The sequence below is a fragment of the Paenibacillus sp. FSL H8-0260 genome, from assembly GCF_045040625.1.
Taxonomy (GTDB): Bacteria; Bacillota; Bacilli; order Paenibacillales; family Paenibacillaceae; genus Paenibacillus_AQ; species Paenibacillus_AQ odorifer.
Window position 1 is genome coordinate 2,375,411 of the sequence record NZ_CP150298.1, and the last position, 25,017, is coordinate 2,400,427.

22 protein-coding genes are annotated in these 25,017 nt (G+C 42.8%); 18 read left to right on the forward strand and 4 right to left on the reverse strand.

Annotated features, from left to right (window positions below; genetic code table 11):
• Positions 1-18 precede the first annotated feature (18 nt).
• The 12 genes from MHI51_RS10335 to MHI51_RS10390 all read left to right on the forward strand — a co-directional run bounded on the left by MHI51_RS10335 (position 19) and on the right by MHI51_RS10390 (position 13,123).
• Positions 19-1,020, forward strand: a complete 1,002-nt coding sequence (locus MHI51_RS10335) for a DUF4830 domain-containing protein (RefSeq protein WP_342410648.1) — start codon at positions 19-21, stop codon at positions 1,018-1,020.
• A gap of 43 nt (positions 1,021-1,063) precedes the next feature.
• Positions 1,064-2,557 (forward strand): stalk domain-containing protein, encoded by a 1,494-nt coding sequence (locus MHI51_RS10340; RefSeq protein WP_076276380.1) that lies wholly within the window; start codon positions 1,064-1,066, stop codon positions 2,555-2,557.
• A gap of 126 nt (positions 2,558-2,683) precedes the next feature.
• Positions 2,684-2,920, forward strand: coding sequence for a DUF5808 domain-containing protein (locus MHI51_RS10345; protein WP_368665002.1), 237 nt, complete (start codon positions 2,684-2,686; stop codon positions 2,918-2,920).
• 294 nt (positions 2,921-3,214) lie between these two features.
• Positions 3,215-4,414 (forward strand): saccharopine dehydrogenase family protein, encoded by a 1,200-nt coding sequence (locus MHI51_RS10350; protein ID WP_036679313.1) that lies wholly within the window; start codon positions 3,215-3,217, stop codon positions 4,412-4,414.
• Between the two features lie 10 nt (positions 4,415-4,424).
• A complete protein-coding gene (gene nspC, locus MHI51_RS10355; protein WP_076125019.1) occupies positions 4,425-5,561 on the forward strand; it encodes a carboxynorspermidine decarboxylase in 1,137 nt (378 codons plus the stop codon).
• Between the two features lie 500 nt (positions 5,562-6,061).
• The gene (locus MHI51_RS10360) at positions 6,062-6,685 is read left to right on the forward strand and encodes a deoxynucleoside kinase (RefSeq protein ID WP_076276379.1); all 624 of its coding nucleotides are present in this window, start codon (positions 6,062-6,064) and stop codon (positions 6,683-6,685) included.
• On the forward strand, positions 6,682-7,335 hold the full coding sequence (locus tag MHI51_RS10365; protein WP_076125023.1) for a deoxynucleoside kinase: 654 nt from the start codon (positions 6,682-6,684) through the stop codon (positions 7,333-7,335). The genes MHI51_RS10360 and MHI51_RS10365 overlap by 4 nt, the downstream gene beginning before the upstream one ends.
• A gap of 292 nt (positions 7,336-7,627) precedes the next feature.
• Positions 7,628-8,803: a collagen-like protein gene (locus MHI51_RS10370; RefSeq protein WP_405173842.1), complete on the forward strand. Its 1,176-nt coding sequence runs from the start codon at positions 7,628-7,630 to the stop codon at positions 8,801-8,803.
• Positions 8,804-9,113: 310 nt separating this feature from the next.
• Positions 9,114-10,295, forward strand: a complete 1,182-nt coding sequence (locus MHI51_RS10375) for a MalY/PatB family protein (protein WP_076125027.1) — start codon at positions 9,114-9,116, stop codon at positions 10,293-10,295.
• A 117-nt stretch (positions 10,296-10,412) separates the two neighbouring features.
• On the forward strand, positions 10,413-10,703 hold the full coding sequence (locus MHI51_RS10380) for a hypothetical protein (RefSeq protein ID WP_076276378.1): 291 nt from the start codon (positions 10,413-10,415) through the stop codon (positions 10,701-10,703).
• Positions 10,704-10,765: 62 nt separating this feature from the next.
• Positions 10,766-11,716, forward strand: coding sequence for a nucleoside hydrolase (locus MHI51_RS10385; RefSeq protein WP_076276377.1), 951 nt, complete (start codon positions 10,766-10,768; stop codon positions 11,714-11,716).
• A 156-nt stretch (positions 11,717-11,872) separates the two neighbouring features.
• Entirely contained in the window at positions 11,873-13,123 is a 1,251-nt protein-coding gene (locus MHI51_RS10390) for a stalk domain-containing protein (RefSeq protein ID WP_405173843.1), read from the forward strand.
• Between the two features lie 581 nt (positions 13,124-13,704).
• Here the strand turns inward: MHI51_RS10390 and MHI51_RS10395 are convergent.
• Positions 13,705-14,259, reverse strand: a complete 555-nt coding sequence (locus MHI51_RS10395; protein WP_076276375.1) for a hypothetical protein — start codon at positions 14,257-14,259, stop codon at positions 13,705-13,707.
• Between the two features lie 82 nt (positions 14,260-14,341).
• A complete protein-coding gene (locus MHI51_RS10400) occupies positions 14,342-15,334 on the reverse strand; it encodes a hypothetical protein (RefSeq protein ID WP_339247713.1) in 993 nt (330 codons plus the stop codon).
• Between the two features lie 402 nt (positions 15,335-15,736).
• On the opposite strand from MHI51_RS10400, the gene MHI51_RS10405 reads away from it, so the two are divergent.
• The 3 genes from MHI51_RS10405 to MHI51_RS10415 all read left to right on the forward strand — a co-directional run bounded on the left by MHI51_RS10405 (position 15,737) and on the right by MHI51_RS10415 (position 20,088).
• The gene (locus MHI51_RS10405) at positions 15,737-16,690 is read left to right on the forward strand and encodes a radical SAM protein (protein WP_038569765.1); all 954 of its coding nucleotides are present in this window, start codon (positions 15,737-15,739) and stop codon (positions 16,688-16,690) included.
• 121 nt (positions 16,691-16,811) lie between these two features.
• Positions 16,812-17,858: a bile acid:sodium symporter family protein gene (locus MHI51_RS10410; protein ID WP_076276373.1), complete on the forward strand. Its 1,047-nt coding sequence runs from the start codon at positions 16,812-16,814 to the stop codon at positions 17,856-17,858.
• 196 nt (positions 17,859-18,054) lie between these two features.
• A complete protein-coding gene (locus tag MHI51_RS10415) occupies positions 18,055-20,088 on the forward strand; it encodes a methyl-accepting chemotaxis protein (protein ID WP_076219368.1) in 2,034 nt (677 codons plus the stop codon).
• A 125-nt stretch (positions 20,089-20,213) separates the two neighbouring features.
• Here MHI51_RS10415 and MHI51_RS10420 read toward each other — a convergent pair whose 3' ends face one another.
• On the reverse strand, positions 20,214-21,356 hold the full coding sequence (locus tag MHI51_RS10420; RefSeq protein ID WP_405173844.1) for an ATP phosphoribosyltransferase regulatory subunit: 1,143 nt from the start codon (positions 21,354-21,356) through the stop codon (positions 20,214-20,216).
• A 354-nt stretch (positions 21,357-21,710) separates the two neighbouring features.
• Here MHI51_RS10420 and MHI51_RS10425 point away from each other — a divergent pair, with 354 nt between their 5' ends.
• The 3 genes from MHI51_RS10425 to MHI51_RS10435 all read left to right on the forward strand — a co-directional run bounded on the left by MHI51_RS10425 (position 21,711) and on the right by MHI51_RS10435 (position 24,536).
• Positions 21,711-22,364 (forward strand): HD domain-containing protein, encoded by a 654-nt coding sequence (locus tag MHI51_RS10425; protein ID WP_076184328.1) that lies wholly within the window; start codon positions 21,711-21,713, stop codon positions 22,362-22,364.
• 86 nt (positions 22,365-22,450) lie between these two features.
• A complete protein-coding gene (locus MHI51_RS10430) occupies positions 22,451-23,896 on the forward strand; it encodes a DEAD/DEAH box helicase (RefSeq protein WP_405173845.1) in 1,446 nt (481 codons plus the stop codon).
• Positions 23,897-24,077: 181 nt separating this feature from the next.
• Positions 24,078-24,536, forward strand: coding sequence for a hypothetical protein (locus MHI51_RS10435; protein ID WP_076219371.1), 459 nt, complete (start codon positions 24,078-24,080; stop codon positions 24,534-24,536).
• Here the strand turns inward: MHI51_RS10435 and MHI51_RS10440 are convergent.
• Positions 24,522-24,899, reverse strand: a complete 378-nt coding sequence (locus tag MHI51_RS10440; RefSeq protein WP_405173846.1) for a hypothetical protein — start codon at positions 24,897-24,899, stop codon at positions 24,522-24,524. The two genes, MHI51_RS10435 and MHI51_RS10440, sit on opposite strands and share 15 nt — an antisense overlap.
• Between the last annotated feature and the right edge of the window lie 118 nt (positions 24,900-25,017).

The window sequence follows — 25,017 nt, forward strand, 5'->3', positions numbered from 1 at the left end:
TAGAGAGGCGGGAATCAGATGACTAAGCGGCAGTTTGTAACGATGGTAACGATTTGTTTTTTTGTACTCTTAAACTCTGGATGTAATCAAGGGGAGAACTCCATAGTTGTGGAACCTGCTGCCTCTATAGCTTCAACGTCTGTACCACAGGTAACGCCAACATCTGCTCAAGTAACTATGATTTCCGAAGACTTTTTGCAAACACTGGATTATAAAGTTCAGAGCCATCCGGAGGCATTTGCAGTTGAGGTACCGCAGAACTGGGAGGTTAAGCTGGGGGAGTATCCAGTGGGACTTTACTGGCAATTAGCGAATGAGTTCTCTAAAGATGCAGGATTGGATTTGACACTGCTGAAGGGGACCACGGTAGAGGTGCAGCGGTATTCCTTAGTCGATGGTTTACCTGGTTCTGGCGAACAAAAAGAATTTTCTTATCCCTCCAACCTCGTTTTGCTTGTACAATCAGGGAATACCGTTGGTGCGTGGCTGGAATTTAATATTCAAAGTATCGGCCCGTCGATTAAGAAGCGTAGCTTGACCGACATTACAGGACTTACATTTGAGGAGTGGACGGAGAGAGAAGGTTTGTTTGCTGAGGAAGGTGAGAATGGTGACTTAGCCTCATTAGGCCATTTCGAACTTCTGGATGCTTTCTTTCAGGCTATTCAGGATGGTAATCATACCCGTGCCCGCGCATGTTTGAATCCTAATGCCTTACTCACTGCATTGACGGTTAACCGTCAAACGCATCAACTCTATAACCCGGATTTTGGTGGTGAAAATGCTCTCAGTGAAAGTATTGTTGAGACTAAACCTACCTCTTATAAAGTGATGGATTATGATACTGGCTTAGAAATTAAAGACATCGGTGATCGCACAACGTTAAATATTGTGGTCGATCTGTATATGAAATCACTAAATCCCGTCTTCAATACCCCAGATGGCCGGGAGACTCGCTTCGCAGTGTTGACCAAACACGCTAACGGCTGGAAGATTGGAGGTTTTGGAACGGGACCGTGAGTTGTTGCGTTATCTTTATTTTTAATAAAAGGAGTGATCTCAAGTGTTTAAACAAGGCTTGATGTCAAAAGTGCAGGTAAGTCGGATTTGTAGAGTTGTTGTCGGGACTGTTCTTTGCCTGACTATAGTCTCACCCTTAGTGGCAGCAGCAGATAATGTTGTGAATTCACCTGAAGAAAAGAAATTATTGTCTGGCATCACCCAACTGGACGCTGGTGACAGAAGTGCGTATGCCGTCACTGCGGATGGAACAGCCTGGGCGTGGGGTGGTGGGTACGGCTCTATTGGTAATGGGGCGACCACACCAGCGTATACTCCCGTCAAAATGCATATCGATCATGTAAAGCAAATCTCAGGTGGTTATCGCCATAACTTGATGTTGAAGGACGATGGTACAGTGTGGGCGGTAGGGGGGAACGAGCATGGACAACTTGGCATTGGAACACAGTCTTCTAAGATTCTTGTAGAGCCTGTTCAAGTGCAAGGGCTAACAGATGTGAAAGCTGTTTCTGCGGGGGGCACCTTTAGCTTAGCTCTTCTTAAAGATGGAACGGTCTGGGCGTGGGGAGGCAATGAACAAGGAGAACTCGGTGACGATTCGCGGAAAAACAAGCTAACCCCGGTGCAGGTGAAGGGACTACCCACCGTCCTGTCTATAGCAGCGGGATCGAATAATTCAGTGGCTCTTGGTAACGGCGGAGAGGTATGGGTGTGGGGATCACAGCAACCACTGGGAACTCAGAAGGGCGTAATCTTAAAGCCTACGCTTATTAAAGGAAGCGGAGAATATAGAGCGGTTGATATGGATGGAGCCTATGGACTTTATGGGGCGGCATTGAGATGGGATGGTACAGTATGGATTTGGAATAATTACATAGATCCATATCTGGGAGAAGCTCTAAAGCCTGTTCAGGTTCCAGGACTTACAGACGTCATTTCGCTGACAACAGATTCCGCAGTGAAGGCGGATGGGACCGTGTGGCAGTGGACGGTTGGCGATAAGAACAAGATTAATGTTACACAGTCTAAAGGCATCCAGAATGCAGTTTCCATTACTAAAGGGAGCAGAAATCATTATGTACTCTTAAAAGATGGTCATGTCCTTGCCTGGGGGGCAAATGAATTTGGACAGACGGGTCTGGGGGTCAGAGAGATCGAGGTGAGTACGCCTCAGCTGGTGAAGAAATCTATTCAAGTGTTGTTGAATGGGAATGAAATGGAACTGACTATGCCGCCGTTACTAATCAATAATTCGACATATGTTCCTTTAAGAGGAGTCTTCGAGCAGATGGGAGTTAATGTTCGTTGGGATGTTCCATCGAGAGCTGTGGTTGCTGTGAAGGGATCTACAACGCTGATCTTGAATTCGGTAACTGGACAAACGACTGTTAATGGAAAGATTATCGCAACAGATCAAAAACCGGTCTTCATTAATGATAGCGTTTATGTACCCCTCAGATTGATAAGTGAAATGTTGGGGGCGCAGGTAGAATGGGATGCAGATGCTTATGCCGTTCGAATAAATTCCAATAAATAAGTTGACTAAATATTAGAAGCTTTAGGCTGAACTCTCCTTCAGGGGAGCTCAGCTTTTTTGCGTGGAAGGCAGAAGATTTAGGGGGATATGCAATGACCGTAAACAAAGCGTACGCGATTTTGAAGAATGTGTGCGGGAATCTTTTCGAGGATTCTTTATACGGATGATGATGAATATTGGAAAAATGGGACAACTTATAATTATCCCAATGATCGTTCAATTATGGGCGCGAAACGGATGGGCATAGCAACAACGATTAATATTGGGACAAAAAAGGGTAAGAGTATATTACGGCCTCTTTGTATTTGCTGCAGTGCTGTTGATTGGAATGTGTGGAAACCGAACTTCTTTAGGCGGAGTTGAAAGGGTGGTGAGATTTTTCATTGATTTTAAAATAAATCGTATGAAGTATAACCCTCTTGTGATAGAATAATCTAGTTGCCCTAGTTTTTGAAAATCCACTCTGTTCCAGCAAAACACCTGACCTATAAACGTGGATAATCGAGGAAATATGAGCATTTAAGAGTATTAACAAGATTTCTTAGAGATTTTACACAAAACACATCATTTTTTGTCGATTTTTATTGATTTATTCAAAAATATTATGTATAATCAGCCTTGTTGATTTTGCAAATGGAATTTTAGGAGGTTTTTATTTTGGGAAAAGCGTTAATTATTGGCGCTGGCGGCGTAGCAAGTGTTGTTGTTCATAAATGCTGCCAGAACCCGGATGTATTTGAAGAGATCTGCATTGCTAGCAGAACTGTCGCGAAATGTGACGCTCTGAAAGATAAATTAGCCGGAGGCCGCACGAAGATTTCTACTGCTCAGCTCGATGCAGATAACACGGACGAAGTCATTGAACTGATCAAGAGCTTTGAGCCGGATGTCGTTATTAATGTCGCTCTCCCATATCAGGACCTGACGATCATGGATGCGTGCCTGGCAACAGGAGTGCACTATGTGGATACTGCCAATTATGAACCACAAGATACAGCGAAATTCGAATATTCCTGGCAGTGGGCTTACAAAGAAAGATTTGAGAAAGCTGGCCTTACCGCTTTGCTCGGCAGTGGATTTGACCCAGGAGTAACTGGCGTATTCACGGCTTACGCGCAAAAGCACTATTTTGATGAGATCCATACCATTGATATTGTAGACGCCAACGCTGGCGATCATGGATATCCATTCGCTACAAACTTTAATCCTGAAATCAATATTCGTGAAATTACAGCTAATGGCCGTTATTTCGAGAATGGCGAGTGGATTGAAACTGCACCACTTTCTGAGAAGAAAGTTTATGATCTTCCGGAAATTGGACCTAAAGATATTTATCTTTTGTACCATGAAGAGCTGGAATCCTTGGCTGTTAACATCAAGGGCGTGAAGAAGATCCGTTTCTGGATGACTTTCTCGCAGAACTACCTGACTCACTTGAAAGTGCTTGAAAATGTGGGTATGACTTCTATCGAGCCTATCATGTACGAAGGTAAAGAGATCGTTCCTTTGCAATTCTTGAAGGCAATGCTGCCTGACCCAGCTTCCCTGGGACCAAGAACAAAAGGTAAAACTAACATTGGATGTATCATCCAAGGTACTAAAGACGGTAAGCCAAAAACTTATTATGTATACAACGTTTGCGATCATGAAGAATGTTATGCAGAGGTTGGCTCCCAAGCCATTTCCTATACTACAGGCGTTCCTGCAATGATCGGAGCAATGTTAATTATAAAAGGAATCTGGAAGAAACCAGGCGTGTACAACGTAGAAGAGTTCGATCCAGATCCATTCATGGAAGCTTTGAATAAACATGGTCTGCCTTGGCAAGAAGATTTCTCGCCAACGCTGCTAGACTAAGGCGCGATTGATGGATATTGATATCAGCGTTGTCCCGTCACCATGTTACCTTGTAGATGAAAGATTGCTTACCCGCAATCTTGAGATTATGAATTCTGTACAAGAACGTACAGGAGCTAAGATTTTGCTCGCGCAAAAAGGCTTCTCTATGCACTCCTTGTATCCGCTAGTTGGCAAGTACTTGCATGGCGTAACTTCCAGCTCCTTATTCGAAGCCAGACTTGGCTATGAAAAAATGGGCAAAGAGGTTCATGTCTACGCACCAGCTTATGTGGACAGTGAATTCGATGAGCTTCTTGAATACTCCGATCACATTGTGTTCAATTCTTTTGACCAGTGGAATCGATTCAAGGATCGTGTGAAAAATGCACCGAAGCACATCAGCTGCGGCATTCGAGTGAATCCGGAGTATTCCGAGATCGAAGTTCCGCTGTATGATCCATGCTACAATTATTCCAGAATGGGAGTAACTCTCCCTAACTTTAGACCTGAAGAGCTTGAGGGGATTGATGGATTACACTTCCATACCATGTGCGAACAAAATTCTGACACACTGGAGCGTACGCTCAAGGTAGTCGAAGAGAAGTTCGGACCTTATCTCAAAGGGATGAAATGGCTTAATTTTGGTGGCGGTCATCATATTACACGTCCCGATTATGATCTGGAGACCCTTGTCCGCTGCATTTTGCATATGAAAGAGACTTACGGTGTGGAAATCTATCTGGAGCCAGGTGAGGCCGTTGCGCTTAATACTGGATATTTGGTAGCTACCGTTCTGGATGTTATGCATAACGGAATGGACATTGCGATTCTCGATACTTCGGCTGAATGCCACATGCCAGATGTACTGGCTATGCCATACCGTCCGAACATTATCGATGCTGGACAACCTGGGGAATATCCTTATACGTACAGATTAGGTGGAATGACTTGCCTAGCCGGAGATGTGATTGGAGATTATTCCTTCAAGGAGCCTTTGAAATACGGCGATAGACTCGTATTCCTAGATATGGCGCATTATTCTATGGTGAAGAACCATATGTTTAACGGCGTGAATCTGCCAGCTATCGTCAGCTACAATGACGAAGAAGGAATTAAAGTAATCAAACAGTTTGCTTTCGAAGATTTCAGCGGACGTTTATCTTAATAGAATGATCTAAAAAGGTGTCCCTTCAGGGACACCTTTTTTGCTATGGTTCCAGTCCTTTGAATGCGCGATTACATCTAGGAAAAGAGAAGTGATGCTAAGGACCGTATAGCAGCTATTGGTATTTATTAGCTTATTTAGCTAAGGTTATGGACAGGATAGCTCTTATTGGCCGGATAGTGACTATTATTAGTGCGCATTTGGTAGAATTGCTGCAACTGAGTCCGATTGTATGCTGATACAGCCGATTTTTCGGAAATAGAGTCTCCTCGGTCCGATTCATGTTCGTGGGGATGGGGGGGAAGATAGATATCGAACCGTTTTTTCATAGGGATTCTTCTCTTGTTATTGGGTTTATCTTACAGTTGGATACTTGTATTACTGGAAAAGTTTCTTCATAATTAGCCGCTCACAAGTAAGGTCTCATGTGATACAATAATTTAGTCTGTTTTTAAAAATAGTTATTGAAGGGTCCGTATCTGAGGAGGAAGTCAGCATCAATGAAACATGCACCGTTTATTGCAGTGGAAGGCCCGATCGGGGCTGGAAAAACAACATTAGCTTCGATGCTTGCAGAGGAATTAAACTTACCGATTATTAAGGAGATTGTTGATGAAAATCCGTTTCTGGCTAAATTTTATCAGAACATGGATGACTGGAGCTTTCAACTGGAGATGTTTTTTCTCTGTAATCGGTACAAGCAGCTTGAAGATACAGTAACTCAATACATAGATAAAGGTAAACCGGTGATCTCGGATTATCATATTTATAAGAACCTTATCTTTGGGGAACGAACGCTGAAGGGAACGAAACGAGAAAAGTATCGAGAAATCTATCATGTGCTGACGGATGACCTGCCGAAGCCAAATATTATTCTCTATATAAAAGCGGATCTCGATACCTTGTTAAAAAGAATTGCCAAACGCGGACGCCCTTTTGAAGGGGATATGGATACTGCGTATTTGCAGCAATTGATAGAAGATTATGATGATGCGATGGCCTCTCTAGCGATTCAAGAGCCGTCTACCGTTATTATTACCATAGATGGAAATGCAGTCGATTTCGTGGAGAACCCAGAACACTTCGTCGAAATTGCCTCTCACCTAAAGGAGCTAATGAAATGAATCCATATAACATCCCAGATAACGCCATAATTACCGTGGCAGGAACCGTGGGGGTGGGGAAGTCCACTTTAACAGGTGCTTTGGCTAAAAGGTTGAATTTTCAAACCTCGCTGGAGCAAGTTGATCATAATCCTTATCTTGAAAAATTCTATCATGATTTTGAGAGATGGAGTTTTCATCTACAGATTTATTTCCTAGCCGAACGTTTTAAAGAACAGAAGAAAATGTTCGAAATGGGCGGTGGTTTTGTTCAAGATCGCTCGATTTATGAGGACACTGGTATTTTTGCTAAAATGCATGCGGATCAAGGCACGATGTCTAAGACAGACTATGAAACCTATACAAGCTTGTATGAAGCTATGGTTATGACACCCTATTTCCCGCACCCTGATGTACTGATTTATATTGAAGGCAGTCTTCCTTCTATTTTAGCGCGAATTAATGAACGTGGCCGTGAAATGGAAATTCAAACGGACGTGTCCTACTGGGAGCATATGCATGGCAGATATTCGAAATGGATCAATGAGTTTACAGCTTGCCCAGTGCTCCGACTGAACATTGATGATTATGACGTGAATGATTCGGCATCAATGGCGGATATTCTTACAAAGGTAGGCAACACCATTCGTAAGCCTGTTGATACAATATAATAGTTGATGATTAGCAGCTCCCGTGGTTTGGGGGTTGTTTTTTTATATGCTCATAAAAAAAGACCCAAATCTATGATTTGGGCTAATAGGGAAGTGTCAGTTGTCCTAATCATAAAATACGAAAAGTAAATTAAAATGGTGTGGACATTGTAATGTGCTTAAGGGCCACCTCCTATTTTATTAGCCTTTTTTTATAAAAATAGGTTCCAGTCTAATAGAAACTAGTTATTGGTCCATGTCTAAAATTAATAAGATGCGTACACTGAACTATCTTTATAGGGAGGTGTACGCATTGAGTTGTCCAGACGATAAAAAGTGTCATAAGAAAAAAGTCGCCACTGTATTTCCTTCGAAAAGAAAAAGAAAAGAACATCGCCGAAAGGTTATTAAGAAGATTGTAAAAGTAACCTGTCCTCCACCAGAAGTGAATGTTACTACTCCCACAGTCGTTGGTGCTACAGGACCGCAAGGGCCACAAGGAGCACAAGGACTCCAAGGAATACAAGGGGCCCAAGGCATTCCCGGAGCTCAAGGAGTACGAGGACTCCAAGGAGCTGAAGGACCTCAAGGACCTGCAGGCGGCCCTCCGGGACCCCAAGGACCTCAAGGTGAACCCGGGCCAGCGGGAGCGATTGGTCCTCAGGGTGTAGCGGGCCCCGTTGGTCCTCAGGGTGCGCAAGGCGTTCCGGGTGCCCAAGGAGTTGTAGGTCCTCAGGGATCGCAAGGTTTACCGGGTCCTGCAGGAGCTATAGGACCACAAGGTTTTGTAGGAGCAACCGGAGCGCCGGGAGCACCGGGAGCACCGGGAGCACCGGGAGCACCGGGAGCGCCGGGAGCGCCGGGAGTAGCTGGAGCAACAGGAGCACCGGGAGCGGCCGGAGCACCGGGAGTAGCAGGAGCACCGGGAGCAGCAGGAGCAACGGGAGCAACCGGGGCACCGGGAGCAGCAGGAGCACCGGGAGCAGCAGGAGCCGCGGGAGCAACCGGAGCACCGGGAGCAGCAGGAGCAACGGGCGCAACCGGGGCAACAGGGGCAACAGGAGGCGTATTAGGTTTTGCTGATTTTTTTGCCCTAATGCCTCCTGATAATGCAGCAACTGTAGCACCGGGCACAGACGTAAGTTTTCCTCAAAACGGACCTACTAGCGGGACGACAATTGCACGAACAGGTCCTAGTTCGTTTAATTTAGCGGCAATAGGGACTTATCAGGTTTTGTTTCAGGTTAGTGTAACCGAAGCGGGACAACTCATCTTGACTCTTAATGGTGCGGATCTTGCCTATACTGTTGTTGGACGTGCAACAGGTACATCGCAAATCGTAGAAATGGCTATAGTGCAAACAACGGTCATTAACACCATCCTGACCGTTCGCAATCCTGCTGGTAACTCTACTGCACTTACTATTACTCCTCTCGCTGGAGGAACAAGATCTGTTTCAGCACATCTCGTTATTACACAATTAGCGTAACAAGGTGTATTTCGTATAGATAAGTTGGTCACCTTAATATTAGTGATTTTACTTATGATTATTGTAAAGAGGAGGACGAACGAAGGTCTTCCTCTTTACTCAGAGTATTTACTGGCTTTCAAAAAAGCAGCAATCGAACAAGTTCATTTTTTAATCAAGGTGATGCTAACATTCTATTGTTTTTCTATCGCCTAACGACTTGAAATTAATCATCTATTTATGTGAATTCTTTTGATTCTATCTTAAGATGCTATATCGGTTTCCTCATGATACAATAAAAGATAAGTTTATAAGGATGAGGTGACTTTAGTTGAAGTATGATTTCGATCGCGTAATTGACCGCCGTAATACTAGCTCTTACAAATGGGACCAATCCGAGAAGTTATTCGGTGAGAAGGATATTATGCCGCTTTGGGTGGCAGACATGGATTTTGAAAGTCCTCCTGCAGTGAAGGAAGCCATTCTGCGCCGCGCAGAACAAGGAGTTTACGGTTATAGTGTACCTAGTGATACTTATAAAGAAGCCATCACGTCATGGTTTAAAAGACGGCATGATTGGCAGATCAAACCGGAGTGGATTTCAGATTCTCCCGGAATTGTAACTTCCTTAAGTCTCTCTGTTGAACTGTTTACTGAGCCTGGGGACGAGGTTATTTTACAATCGCCAGTTTATTATCCCTTCTATGATGTCATTCAGATGAATGACCGGAAGGTTGCCAAAAATCCGCTTATCGTCCGTAATGGGCGCTTTGAGATGGATTATGAGCAGTTAGAAGGGCTGATGTTGGGGGGCGCGAAGCTGCTGCTGTTATGCAGTCCGCATAATCCAGGCGGTAGAGTATGGGAAAGAGAAGAGCTGTTGAAGCTCGGTGAACTGTGCTTGCGTCACGGAGTGACAGTAATCTCTGATGAGATCCATTGTGATTTGGCGCTTCCAGGGTATGAGCATATTCCTTTTGCATCCTTGTCTGAGGAAATTGCCAATATTACGTTAACTACACTTGCCGCGACCAAAACCTTCAATCTTCCGGGACTTCAATCCTCTTTTATCGTGTCCTCGAATCCGGAATTGAAACGTAAATTCGATCAAAAAATGAAAGCCTTGAGCTTACATATGGCTAGTTTCTTTGCGCAAGGAGCGGTACAAGCCGCTTACAATGACGGAGAAGAATGGCTGGATGAGCTGTTACAATATGTATCAGATAATGTGGATTATACGGTCAGCTATTTGGCGGAGCATTTACCACAGGTTCATGTGATGCAGCCGCAAGGAACCTACCTGCTCTGGGTGGATTGCCGCGAACTGAACTTGGAAATAGACGGTCTGAAGCAGCTGATGTACAAAGAAGCTAAAGTTGCGTTTAATGAAGGTTCTGTTTTCGGAACAGAAGGCAAAGGCCATCTGCGGATTAATCTGGCTTGTCCGAGATCCACGTTAGTTGAGGCATTGGAACGCTTTTGTAAGGCAGCCGCAGCTTATACAACGAAATAAACGGTGATTACTGAAGCTTGATGATTCCGCTAATGGGATCGTTAAGCTTCTTTATTTTGCAATAGGGTAAAAAGAATAATAAAATGGAGTCCATTACGACATGCAGGAGGACTGCAAATGAAATGGGTAGCTCAGCTTCCGTATTATAAGATACAACGGGAAATTAGGGATGGAGAACAACGAAGTGTTGCTTCCAATCGGCTAATGTATCTGTATCAAGATAGAATTGTAACTCGTCATCGGGAATTCCCGCTAAAAGATATTTTCGATATGTCTTATCGCTCAATGGGGGATATGGGTGGTATGTTCTATCTCCACACGAGTAAGGGCGTGTATGCTTATTTGATAGAGTGTGATCCTGAGCGGTTTATTGATGCTTTTAAAGAACAGGAATTGAATAAAAATTGAGCGATCCTCGTTGGCCGTGATATGATAGTTTTTATGAAAAAACATAATGGGAGAGAACATAAATGAGCAAAACACGAATTATTATTGATGCAGATACAGGTATTGACGATGCACTGGCGATTCTATATGCCTTACGTGCTCCAAACGTAATTGTAGAAGGAATTACAACCGTTTTTGGAAATATTGAGGTCGAAAAGGCGGCGGACAATTCACTGCGGCTAATTGAGCTTGCTAAGCCCGGTTATGAGATTCCTGTAGCGATCGGAGCATCCAAGGCACTTGTTCGTGAACACTCAGGCTACGCCACTCATGTGCATGGTGAGAACGGTATTGGCAATGTGGAAATTGCTCCATCCAGCCAGCGTCCCATTAGCGAAACTGCATCTGAGTTTATTGTTCGGATGGCTAATGAGAATCCCGGAGAGATTGTATTAGTCACACTGGCACATTTAACCAACCTTTCAATGGCGCTTGATATAGACCCTGGTATTAAGAATACTTTGAAAAAAGTAGTGGTGATGGGCGGTACGATCTTCAATCCCGGCAATAGAACACCGGTTGCGGAAGCGAATATTGCTGGGGATCCGGAAGCTGCTGATCATGTATTTACATCTGGGCTTCCTGTTATGATGGTAGGTCTAGACGTTACGCTTAAGACGCGGATTACACAAGAGCATATCGATTTATTAAACCGTTTTGGACGTGAAGAAAATAAAGCGATCATTTCGTTTATGGAACAATCGCTTACTCATTATTTTAATTTCTATCGTGAAGCGAACTTTTTGATCAACAGCGCACCGCTGCATGATCCACTCGCACTTATGGTTGCGCTGCAACCAGATCTAGTAACCTACAAAGAGATGAATGTTCGTGTGGAGCATAAAGGTGAGTTTACATCGGGAATGGTCGTAGCGGACTTGCGGGCTCAGCCAAAAGTGGGTAAACCCATACAAGTTGCAGTGGATGTAGATGTTGAACGAGCAGTGGGAACCTTTTTGAGCGTGTTTATGTAATTTTGCCGACCTCTTCTAATATGACAAATAATTTCGAAGCTCAAAGATGACAATCTATTAATTTTACAATTGGATAATCTTTGGTAAAATGGTAGAGGACATATAAGAGTTTACAAGATTAGACTGCATATCATAGAAGAGGGAGACTTAACATTCATGAATAAGCGAATCGGTAAATTAGTATTATGTATGGCTATTTCGCTAGGAGGCACCACGGCGTTATTCCAAAATACCACACAGGCAGCTACAGCTGGTGGAGTTAGTATTGTGCTGGATGGTTATCCACTACCCTTTCCAGTAGAACCTGTTGTGATGAGCGGAACAACGATGGTGCCATTCCGAGCTATATCTGAAGCTTTGGGAATTAATGTCGAGTGGAATCAAGCGCAGAAGAAAATTACGGCTACCAAAACAGATACTGCAGGGACCAAAGTCGTAACCCTGACCCTTGGCAGCAAAAATGCAGGTGTTAACGGCGCGGTTGTGAAGTTAGGAGTTGCTCCGCAAACGATCCGGGATACAACGATGATTCCCCTTAGCTTCTTTGGCCAGCAGTTTGGTGCGGGTGTAGCTTGGAATCAATCCACGAAGACCGTATCTATTACTTCGCCGAAGACTGAGCTGTACACTCTTGGTTTCTATGCGCTGAGTTCTTATAGTGAGATTTCCTTACTTCCTAATTTTGATGCTGTGGCCTTCGGTTGGAGTGGGATTGATAAAAGCGGGCAATTCACCACAACGGGGACTGATTTCAAATGGCCTCAGGCGGCTGGTGACGTAACACCAGAATCAATTGTCACGAATGCAACGGCAGGTGGAACAGCTCCTTATCTGATGGTCTTCTCTGGAGATACCGCATCAGAATTAACTAAGAACCTGGAAGATAAGCAGCTTCAAGAACAGACGATTACTGGAATCGTAGATCTTGCAACGCAAAAAGGATTCCAAGGCATTACCCTGGATCTGGAGGGCCTAGGTCTAACAGGTGATAAGGCGAAGGTGCAAGCGGATTACAATGCTTTTGTGAAAAACCTATCACAAAAAGCACATGCAGCAGGACTTAAACTTACCGTTATTCTTCATCCATTAAATAGTTCTTATAAAGGTTATGATTACAAAACTTTAGGAACACTTGCAGATGATTTGGTCATTATGGCGTACGATTATTTACAAGAGAAAAAAGTTCCAGAGCCGATGAGTTTAGTTGATGAAGGCATCCGGCTTGCGCTTCAGCAAGTGAGTAAGGATAAGCTGATCCTCGGGATCTCTGTGTATAGCGAAAACGAATCTTCAGTGAATTCGAAGGTAGGACTTGCTAAACGTTATGGCCTTAAAGGAATTGCAATCTGGCGTTTAGGTCTGATCGGACAGCCTGTCTGGAACGAGATGGGGAAGTCAGTAGAGTAAGCAGCAACGATCAAAAAGAGTGGTACCGCGAAGGTTAAACCTATCGCCTCTTTGGAGGCGATAGGTTTTTTCTGTTCTCTATAGAATAAATACTATTGAAGGTGGGTGTTTTATCTACCTAAGGTTTTTTTATGGGCAGAATGCAACTGTTTAGAGAGAATATCAGACGAGAGTGTTGAACAATTGGACTGCTATGCCGCTGCTTGCGAGTATCTTTTAATACCAAAGTATGAAGAACGTTATTTAGATACAGAGGTTACACTCAACGATATAACTATGCACATGCAAAATCTCAAGAAAAAATGGATAAATGGATGGCGTGGATAATTAGCCTCCGTAACTGGCAGCCGATTGCTGTCTTCATAAGCGTTTAACGCCAATCTTTCGAGTGTTGGAGGTGAACACAACTGAGGGCATAAAGAGACCAAAAATACGAAACCAGTCCGAAGTTCGGAGCAGGTGTTGTGTTTTATCGTTCATTAAGCAGTAGCACAGAAAAATTGTAAGTTCTTTATTGGCCTCTGCATCTGCAGAGGGCTTTTCTATTGATCGGATCAATTCCATTAATCGCAATACTCAAGTCATTTAACTAACGAATCATATTCATGAGGAACAAACATATCACCAAATTTCTTTCTCATCATTATTTGAGTTTGTAATGCTTGTTCATAATTAGAACCCGTAGCAATGAAAGCCAAATTCTTCTCTTTAACATCTATCCAGTTAGTAGATGGCCAAATATTGATGTTTTCAAATTTATCATCAAACCACATTAGAGCGTATTGATTTATTTCGTATGGTGCGGAGGAGTCTAGATAAAATAGAGTACTCATATTTATGCCTTTATTTCTTTTAGTGATATATACAGTGACCTCTTGATCTTTTGTGAAGTCATAGGCATCTATTGAGACATTTCCAACAAATTTCTTTTGACCAAATATTGGTTTATATAGTGTCCCATTAACCTTAATTATGGTACTTTTAGCTGAAGCAGAGTTGTTAAGGGTGAACACGACGGCAGTACGTTCTACGTTAACCTTTTTCGGGAAATTGTAGTTATATAAAAACAAAGCAACACCTATTAGCACTAAAAATAGTACAACTGAAATTAAGGTTATAGGTTTCTTTAATCTCATAATTCCCCTCCAAATTAAAATAGTTGAGATTTACGTCAAAAACGCTTTGACGCAAATCTCAACTTCAAATAATTGAAATCTATTACAATAAATAACCCATACCCATAGGCATAGCAGGGGTAATAGTTTGAACGGTTTTACCATCAATCCCGGTAAGAGTAATTTTTGTTATGAAAGAAGTTGCAGTAGGCCCGCTGAGATAATAATTTATTGCGGCAGAAGAATCTCTATGATACAGGGCAGTATAACTAAATTGTTTCGATGATCCCTGATTTATTGTTGCATTTGTTGTGGCACCAGTTGTTGAAGCATAGCTAAACGTAGGAATAGAATATGCACTAGCGCCGCTAACTGTACTAGTAATTAATGCTAAACTTTGATAAGAATCAGACTTGCTAGCTTCTTTTATAAACATAAAATCTACTGATTCGTACCAGTTCCAAGTATAACTCGCCGAAATATTTTTGACTGTAGTTGTTTTACTAAAGTTAGAATCAGAAATAAAGTTCTTTACCGCGTCATATATAGTTATGGTAGCACCTACATAACTATTAAATGAACCAAGAGTAGTTGTCGCAGCTGACACCAAAAGATTGGAAACCCCCGCTTGCAACGAATTTGAGTTTGAAAGAAACGTTACTCCCGTATTTTTGAGTGCAGAATTTTGAGCATTAGATTCTGCCGTTACATGTTGAACTTCATATGTAACCCCATTTTTGACCCAGTTAGACCGGAAACTAGACCAAACAATGTTTGTGCTCGCCGGTAAATCAACAAATGGTTGTATTTGTGAGCTGTCTGTTCCTAAGGATTTTTTTTGTGCTATTACAACTTGTGCTTCCTCTGGAGTTAAAAAATCTACCCCCAAAGATTCTAGTTCCTTCCCTAGCTTTTCATATTCTATTTCGTAGCCAGCCTTATGTTCTCCCAGTAGATCCGCTCTTTCTTGATAAATCTTACTAATCTGTGCTTCGACATCGTTGTTGTTGCTACTTGAAGCGCTTACAACACCTGTTGATCCAAGAAGTAAAGAACTAATCAGTACTAATGAGGCAATTTTTCGGAATATCATCATAATCCTCCTTTTTTACCAAAAATACTATATTTTGGCTCTTTATTAGTATATAAGATCTTATGAAAATCTGTCAATGATTAACATAATCGAATGAAGGAGAGATTCAGGAATGCGCTTCGAGAGTACCGTTCTTTCTTCATATAGAAGCTCCTTTAATTTAAAATGGTCTATATAATCCAGAGTGAAAGTAATGTAAAATTACCAATTGATACGGTAATAACAAAGGAAACTGGAGAAAAATCCGGTTGGAAGAACGGATATTTCCGTAGTCACGATCGTTAGCTGTTATAGCTGGCAATTCGAATGTTATAAAACTCACATTAACCTAAGCCATAAACCTATATAATCTCTAAGGTTGAACTTTTGAACTAAATTCATTATTTTTCAGGAGGACTTTAGAGTATGAGATATAAAGCATTAGAGCTCGACAAACCGCTTACTTATGAGCTGGAAGGGTTAGAAATAGGGGTAACTTCGAACTGTAATTTCCGCTGCGATTATTGCTGTGCATATAATAGAAATGATGGACAAAGCATCAAAGCAAAAGAGGTCATCCGCATTCTGGACGAACTTCCAGGCCTTAAAAGAGTACGCTTATCAGGTGGAGAAGTGACGCTGAAATTCGATGACTGTGTGGAAATTGTAACCTACTGCGCATCCAGAGGGATTCAGACACAGTTAAATTCCAACGGCAGTCTTTTAAATGCTGAACGAATTGGCCAATTGGTCTCCGCAGGATTAACGACTATACATATTTCCTTCAATTTTACTACTGCGGAAGCTTTCTCAAAATATTATAATATTCATCCAAGCATCTATGAAAAAATAAGAGAAAATATTACCCTATTCGCTGCAACAAGTGTGGATACCGTACTGGAGACGCTGCTGTTCAGTGAAACCCAGGATAATATGAAGGAGATCAGCGATCATGTCTACGCAATGGGCGTGCGCACACATGAAATTCAGAACAGTATTATCATGGATCATACGGGTTGGAAGTCTATAGCTGCACGGGAACAATTAAAGAATGCAGTGAGCGAGCTGATCGCACGGAAGAAAGAAGATACGATTCTGTATTTCACCTGTATGGACCGCTTTATGGACGCCCTTGGGTTCGAAGAGCAGCCAGGTGTGTATTTTCCTCACTGTATTGAGGGGAAGAAGCAGCTTCATCTGCATGGAAATGGCGACATTTTGATTTCAGAGCTTTGCCATCCGGTGATTATCGGCAACATTTATCAAGGAACTTCACTAAAAGATTTATACAATAATATGCCAGCGCCATTGGCACAGTTTTTGGATAAGCAACCCTGCCCAGCACTGGATGCATTGTTTCCACAAGGCATAGAAGTTTAACACTCTATATAGATTAATTCGAGGGACCAATTTAAGAATTGGTTCCTATTTTTTTATGGTAGACTTAATAAAAAACAAAGATAAGGGATGTATGAGCTTCATACATAAGGTGTACTGCCAAGTGTTTGCTAATATAAGAAATGGACTCATCAAATCTAATGTTGTTCTAGAAAAGATTATGCCGTTATTAACACCCACGGCCATCGTGGTCGGCGTACTTAACGAAAGCAGACTGCTGCCGTTCACAGGTCTCGTGCCCTGGATTTTTGCTGTAATGACGCTGATCGGTAGCTTGAAGTCCAACCTAAAGGATCTGTTGGGGGTACTTCTGAAACCTCAGAAGCTGATTATTCTAATGGTAATTTTACATATTGTAATGCCGCTGATCGGCTGGCTTGCAGCCATGGCTTTTTTTCCGGGAGATCCATATACAGTAACTGGTTATGTATTGTTGTTCGCGATTCCTACAGGTGTTGTAAGTGTGGTATGGGTGTCGATGTACGGAGGGAATATTGCGCTGACATTGGCGCTTATTCTGATTGATACGCTCTTGTCGCCCATTGTTGTCCCGGGTACCTTATATTTGCTGATGGGAGCGAGTGTTGAAATTCAGCTAGGCGATATGATGAAAGGGCTGCTATGGATGGTAGTCATTCCTTCTGTAGTTGGGATGCTGCTGAATCAATGGACAAAAGGGAAAGTAAATACGGTATGTGGTCCGCCGCTTGCTCCGTTTGTTAAAGTCGGATTGTTTGTAGTTGTTTCTATTAATGGGGCCAGCATTGCCCGTTATCTGAAACATCCGGATGGCAAATTAGCGATCATTATTGGAGTGACCTTCATAACCGTTGTGCTTGGCTATGTGATCGGAGCTTTGGTGTCACGCCGTTTCCGCTTTAGTTATGAAGATTCCGTTGCGGTGCAGTTTAATTCGGGTATGCGGAATTTAAGTGCAGGAGCTGTATTAGCGGTGAAATATTTTCCTCCTGCTGTCGCGCTTCCAGTAATTTCGGGGATGTTATTCCAACAAATACTCGCTGCGATGTCTGGTCTATTTTTACGTAGTAGAACTAAACGACTGTTAAGTGAGGGTGCATTAATGCAAGCGAATACGGTCTCTCAGCTAGAACCACCTAGTTCTTCTAGGACAGATGACAGGCCTTGTTAACCATCTTGTGAAGGATATATGACCTAAAAGCTGTGATATTTTATTCATTTACATGAAAATTTTCGACATTTTATGATATATTTCTTATTTTTGCGCGATTTATATTCACTATTCAACTTTGCCACCCGATAGTAATTGTATTATTTACAATTTCATTGTTCGCAAATGAACAAGCAGTCGGAAGGATGAAAAGAATATGAAGATTCGCCTAAAGTTATCACTTGTTATGATAGGTGTGACCCTTTTATGTATTTCTGTAATGGGGATATTTACGTATTTGAAATCAACTCAGGCGATTGTGAATCTTACTGAGAATTCTATGAAGCAGGTCAATACGAACAAAGCTCAGACTATATCAGCCATGATAGCAAAAGAGCGGAGAAGCACAGAGCTTATTGCGAGCCGTTCGGAAATTGTTGATCTACTGCTGCAAGCTGGGAATGGTGGAGTTAACAAAGGAGATAAGCTTCAGAATGAGGTGAACGCCAGTCTACAAAGCATTGTGGAGGAAGCAGGAAACCTTGAGCACATTCTAGTCAGTGATATGAAAGGTATTAGTGTGGCTGACAGTGATACTAAGCTTATAGGGACAGATTTTAGTGAAAGAGATTATACGAAAAGAGTAATGGAGACGGCTGAGCCTGTGATCAGTGAAACGCTGAAATCAAAATCTACAGGAGCTTATGTAGTGGCTTTTGTACAGCCCGTAAAGAGTAATGGAAAGATGATTGGATTTATTGCATCAGCTGTTTCCGCAGATAGTATGATTAAGTATTTGGCCGATACCAAAGTGGTAAACACGACGAGCTCTTACGCTTATTTACTGGATGAGAACGGCAATAAATTATATTATCCGGATAAAACACAAATTGGTCAGCCTATTGAGAATACGCAGATCGCAGCTGTTATGGAGCGTGTGAAATCTGGTGAGAAGGTAGCGGATGGCCTGCTCAATAATACATATAATGGTGTGGAAAAAAAATCAACCTATACAGTTTTATCTGAGACGCACTGGTTGCTTGTATTAACCGCAGACCTCGATGAAATCGTGAAACCTGTCACTGATATGAGAAATTTCAACTTATTTCTTGGTGTGGGAAGTTTGATTATTGCCTTGCTGATTGCTCTTTATTTTGCTAAAAAAATCTCTTCTCCGATTGTTAAACTAACGGACATGATTAATAAAACGGCAGAATTGAATTTGACGCATGACTCAGAGTATGAGTATTTGACTAAAAACAAAGATGAGACAGGGACGATCGCCAAAGCGATGTTCAGCACCCGGGCTACACTTCGTGAGATGGCTGGAAGTTTAATTACGATCTCGTCCAAAGTGCTTGAAAATGCAGAAACGCTGGAGAAGCTGTCTATAGATGTGCGGGAAAATGCCCACGATAATTCAGCGACTACGCAGCAGCTATCGGCAGGTATGGAAGAGACCGCAGCCTCCACAGAGGAAATGACAGCAGCAATTACTGAAATTGATAACAATGTATCCGGGATCACCAATAATGTGAAGGAAGGCGCTGCCGTTTCTAGACAAATTAGTGAGCGGGCGCTGACTCTTCAGGATGAGGCAACAGAATCTACGACGAATGCTAAACAAATTTATGAATCCGTGCGAATCGATATGGAAAAAGCGATTGAGCAGTCGAGCGCGATTGCAGAGATTAATGTACTGACGGATACGATTCTATCCATTGCCAGTCAGACCAATCTGCTGGCCCTGAATGCAGCTATAGAAGCGGCAAGAGCGGGGGAGGCAGGTAAAGGTTTTGCGGTTGTAGCTGGTGAGATTCGGAAGTTGGCTGAGAAGTCGTCTAAGATTGCGGCCGGAATTCAAGGTGTGGTAACAGGTGTATATTCCTCTGTTGAATCCATGAAGGAGAATTCTGAGGCATTACTTTCTTTTATTGACCAGAATGTCCTAGCAGATTATGAACGATTAACTGAGGTAAGTCAGCAATACAACAGTGATGCTGCTACTGTAAATACGCTGTTAAAACAATTCGAGAGCGCAGCCGATCATTTGAGTATGGCCATATCGAGTATTAATATTGCCGTTAATGAGGTAGCTGCTACAGTAAACGAAGGAGCTATAGGGATTCAGGATATCGCGGTGAAAACGGCGGATATCGTGGAAAAAACATTCCTAGAGGTTACTATGGCCGATGAAAATACTCAAAGTGCCAAAGAGCTTCAGGGGTTAGTAGATAAGTTTAAGATCTAGGGGTTTGAAATGAATTAAGGGAATCCTTATCTCTTTTTCATAAAATATTAAGCTTGCAGGGTTATAGTACATGTATAACCTCCCTTATATATAGACTTTACCCCGCCGGTCGCCGGCGGGGTCTTTTAGGCTGTGGCGAGTTGCTTTTTAAGTTTTCTTTTACCGGATACCAGACTGGTCCGGATAGAACAGGCACGGAGCTCGGCGGCTGCAATTAAAGCCTGTGGGAGCGTCTCGCCAACCGGAATGACCATAACCTCTGCTGTCTTGCGCTCTTGGATAGGACGTTCTGCAAGGAGCGCCATGATAGACTCCATACCAAAAGATAAGCCAACCGTCGGATATTGAATATCCTCTCTGCCCACTAGCTGTCCGATGATAGCGTCATATCTGCCTCCACCACCCAAGCTTGAGGTAAAGGAACCGGATGCATCAAAGATCTCGTAGACGGTTCCAGTGTAGAAAGAAAGCCCGCGGGATAAGAAGGGATCGAAACGGCAAGTCTGCTGCAGCTGAATGTCTTGGAGCAGCTTTTGCAGGACAAGAACCTCCATTGCTCCCGGTTGTCCGGTAAGACTATATTTTTCGCATAACTGCTCAAAGCTTGGATTGTCCATTTCAATAAGCTCTAGAATAGCAGCGATGGTTGCAGATTCGATTTCCTTGCTGATCAATTCATTTTTCACGCCGACGAGGTTGATTTTTTCTAATTTATCCAAGGTTAGCATAACGGACAGTTGGTCCTCGGCAGGTACACCAATCGATTCCAGGATCTCACCGAGAAAACGTCTGTTGTTCCATTTTAGGATGATCGGGATGTCCAGCTTGCGAAAAGCTTCTGTGGCCAGCTGCATCAATTCAGCTTCCGCCTCAGGTCCTGAAATACCAACAACATCAACATCGCATTGCAGAAATTCACGCAGGCGCCCACGTTTCACGGGACCATCACGGAATACTTTTCCGATCTCATAACGCTTGAAGGGAAACACTATTCCAGGATTTAAGGCGATCACTTTGGCAAAAGGGATGGTCAGATCATATCGTAAGCCCAGCTTGCGGTTTCCTTGATCGGTGAGTTGGTACATCTCCTTGAGAATTTCATCCCCACCTGCATATTTCGAGGTTAATAACTCCAGTTCATTTAATAATGTGGTGTCCATGGATTCAAAATCATAGAGTTCGAACAAATCCTGCAGCGTATTTTGAATGTTCTTTCTGAGCGCCTGCTCTTTTCCGAAGTAATCATAAGTTCCTTTAATGTTTTGCATCGTTAGTAGCTCCTTTGAATTGGCATAGTTTAGAAATAAAAAAACGCGCAGGACCTCATGGTCCTGCGCGTGATCTATGCCGCAGGGAGGCCAACGCGAGTAGCGTTAGCCTCCCTGAGAATTTCAGGGTTGCTAACGCTGTTTGTGATAATAATGAAGTTGATTCAGCATGATTGTTATGGTGTTCATCAGAATCAATTCCCTTCGACATTTTGATTACTGCCGATTATAGCGGATCATTTGGAGCCGTGCAAGTAAGAATTTGTTATAACAAAGATTTTTAGTAGGCGAATGGACAGGCAATCAGCTATAATAGGGCTTCGATATTTCATAGGTGAGGGGAGCTTGTTGACGATGAATCAACCTTTAATAATAGCCCGGGCGGAAGAATTTGTGAAAGAACAACTAGGACAAGATACTACGGGGCATGACTGGTGGCACACCCATCGGGTCCGCAGCACGGCATGTGAAATTGCTGAGATCGAGCGTGCGGATGTTTTTATCTGTACGATGGCAGCCTTGCTGCATGATGTTGCAGATGAGAAGCTTAATCCGTCAAAAGAAGCAGGTCTGCTTAAAGTCCACACTTGGCTTACGGCAAACCTTACAGAGGAGGAGCAAATTCGTCATATCATGCTGATCGTTGAAACGATGTCTTTTAGTGGTGGTGGAGGAGAACCTATGCAGACTCTGGAAGGTCAAGTGGTGCAGGATGCAGATCGACTAGATGCACTTGGCGCGATTGGCGTTGCCAGAACCTTTATTTTCTCAGGCGCAAAGGGACGTCCGGCTTATGATCCGGAAGTTTCTCCACGCGAGGAGTCGCTGCAGAAGGAATACAGGGATTATAGCAAAGGGACGGCTGTGAATCATTTTTATGAGAAGCTGTTGAAACTAAAATTCTTAATGAATACGGCTTATGGACGCAAGTTAGCGGAAGAACGGCATGATTTCATGTTGAATTTTCTGGACCAGTTCTATAAGGAATGGAATCAAGGACGCCAATAACTGCTATAATGATAAGTATGCACAAGATGGAAGGATCGCGGAGTTTCCGCTTTAACCAGAACAATCGGCATAGAAGAGGTTGAACGATGAGTGAATTGCAATTTAGAGATTATGAGTTAGACGAAGAGATAGTTAAAGCACTGGATGTTCTGAAATTTATGACACCTACGGAGGTACAGAGCAAGGTAATTCCTGTGGCTTTGCGGCAAAAGGATCTGATTGTGAAATCGCAAACAGGCAGTGGCAAGACGGGAGCTTATGGTATTCCGCTTTGCGATCTGGTGGATTGGGTGGAGAATAAGCCGCAGGCTTTGATTCTTACGCCAACTCGGGAGCTTGCGATGCAGGTGAAAGAGGATATTACGAACATCGGACGTTTTAAACGGATTAAAGCAGTTGCTCTCTTCGGCAAGCAGCCCTTTGCCCCTCAAAAGATAGAGCTTACGCAAAAAACACATGTTGTCGTAGGTACGCCTGGACGCGTATTTGACCATATTGAAAGAGGCACACTTCCGCTAAATCGAATCAAATATTTGATCATCGATGAAGCTGACGAAATGCTGAGTATGGGCTTTATTGAGCAGATCGAGAAGATCATCAAGCAGCTGCCCAAAGAGCGAGTAACGATGTTATTCTCAGCTACCTTACCCGAAGTCATTAAGAATTTGTGCCTAAAATATATGAACGATCCAACGGATATCGAGATTCAGGCAAGTGGAATTACGACAGCTACGATTGAACATGCATTGATTGAAGTGAGACAAGCTGCCAAATTCTCTTTGCTAAGCGATATCATTACGGTGGAGAATCCGGATAGCTGTATTATTTTTTGCCGTACGCAGGAGCAGGTGAATGCTGTATTCAGAGGACTGGCGGATCTGGAATATCCTTGTGATAAGATCCACGGGGGTATGGAGCAGGATGAGCGCTTTGAGGTCATGAATGCTTTTAAAAGAGGGCAATTCCGCTATTTAATCGCTACCGATGTGGCGGCTAGAGGGATTGATATCGAGAATATCACCCATGTGATTAATTACGATATTCCACTGGAAAAAGAAAGCTACGTGCATCGTACGGGCAGAACCGCGCGTGCAGGCAAGACAGGTAAAGCGATCACTTTTGTCACTCCGAATGAGCAGAAGTGGGTAACTGAAATCGAAAGCTATATTGGCTTCAGCATTCCGCATATGAAAGCTCCTTCGGACGACGCAGTGGCCTACGCAAAGGAAGCGTTCGAGCAGAAGATCAATAAGCAGCCTGTCCGCAAGAAGGACAAAAGCGAAAGCTTAAACAAAGAGATTATGAAGCTATACTTCAACGGCGGCAAGAAAAAGAAGCTAAGAGCCGTGGATTTTGTCGGCACAATAGCAAAGCTTGAAGGTATGTCCGCCGAAGATATCGGGATTATCTCGATTCAGGACAATGTGACCTACGTGGATATTTTGAACGGTAAAGGCGCAATGGTGCTGCAAGCGATGAGAGAGACCACCGTGAAGGGCAAGCAGCTGAAGGTTCATATTGCTAAAAAATAAATCAAGGATGACAGCTTATTGCTAAGCTCCTTGCAAATATGCCGCTACTGATGCGGTTTATATGAAGAGGGAGTCGTGTTCACCACACGGCTCTCTTTTTATTTGTTGTTGTATCTCAGTATCTCCATTTTTTCATTGTAAAATTATAGAAAATAGAATATAACTTGTGAGAGGTGATAGATTGAAAGGTGAATTAAGAAGCACAAGGATGAAAGTACTCCTACAAGTCACCATTGTTGTTTTCTTGCATTTAATTATTATCTACCTTTTGGGAATGAAAACGGGGAAGTTGGAAGTAGAAGTAGTAAAACAAATGTTTATAATGTATGCAGCCCCAATAATTCTCCTGAATGTGTCTTGCAAGATAGCTTTAAAGACGGAAAAGCTTAGGTACAACATTTCTTGGTTAGTTATTAGTATTGTTCCTAGCATGAGAATTCTATTTTATTTAAAAGAATTACAAGGAAAAGAGTCAAGTGGTTCAGGGGTTGTTGGTTTAAGTTTTTTTGATATTAAGCCTGACTTTGATCAGATAAGTCTTATCTATTTTTTTCCTATAATATATTTAGGTATTCAACTAGTTTTGATTTTTTTACTACTGATCATGATAGTAACGAAAGAAAAATCAATAGCTGACTAGCATAATGTTCTTGTACATACCAGGAATGCCGAAATGAACGGTAAAAATCCCGTACAATGCGCTGATCCCGCTGGAAACGTCCAAATGAACGGTAAAAATCCCGTACAATGCGTTGAACCAGCTGGAAATGCCGAATTGTACGGTAAAATTCCCGTACAATGCGCTGAACCAGCTGGAAATGCCGAATTGTACGGTAGAAATCCCGTACAATGCGTTGATCCCGCTGGAAACGCCGAAATGTACGGTAAAACTCCCGTACAATGCGCTGATCCAGCTGGAAGTGGCGAAATGAACGGTAGAACTCCCGTATAATGAGCTGATCCAGCTGGAAATACCGAATTGTACGGTAAAATTTCCGTACATTCAGTCAGCATGTTATGTAACCCAAGAGACAACACCATAATGGTGTCGTCTCTTGGGTTTTTTCGGCGCTAAATGGAGCTGATAACGCAGATCCGTTCAGCTTAAGTAAAATAAGATC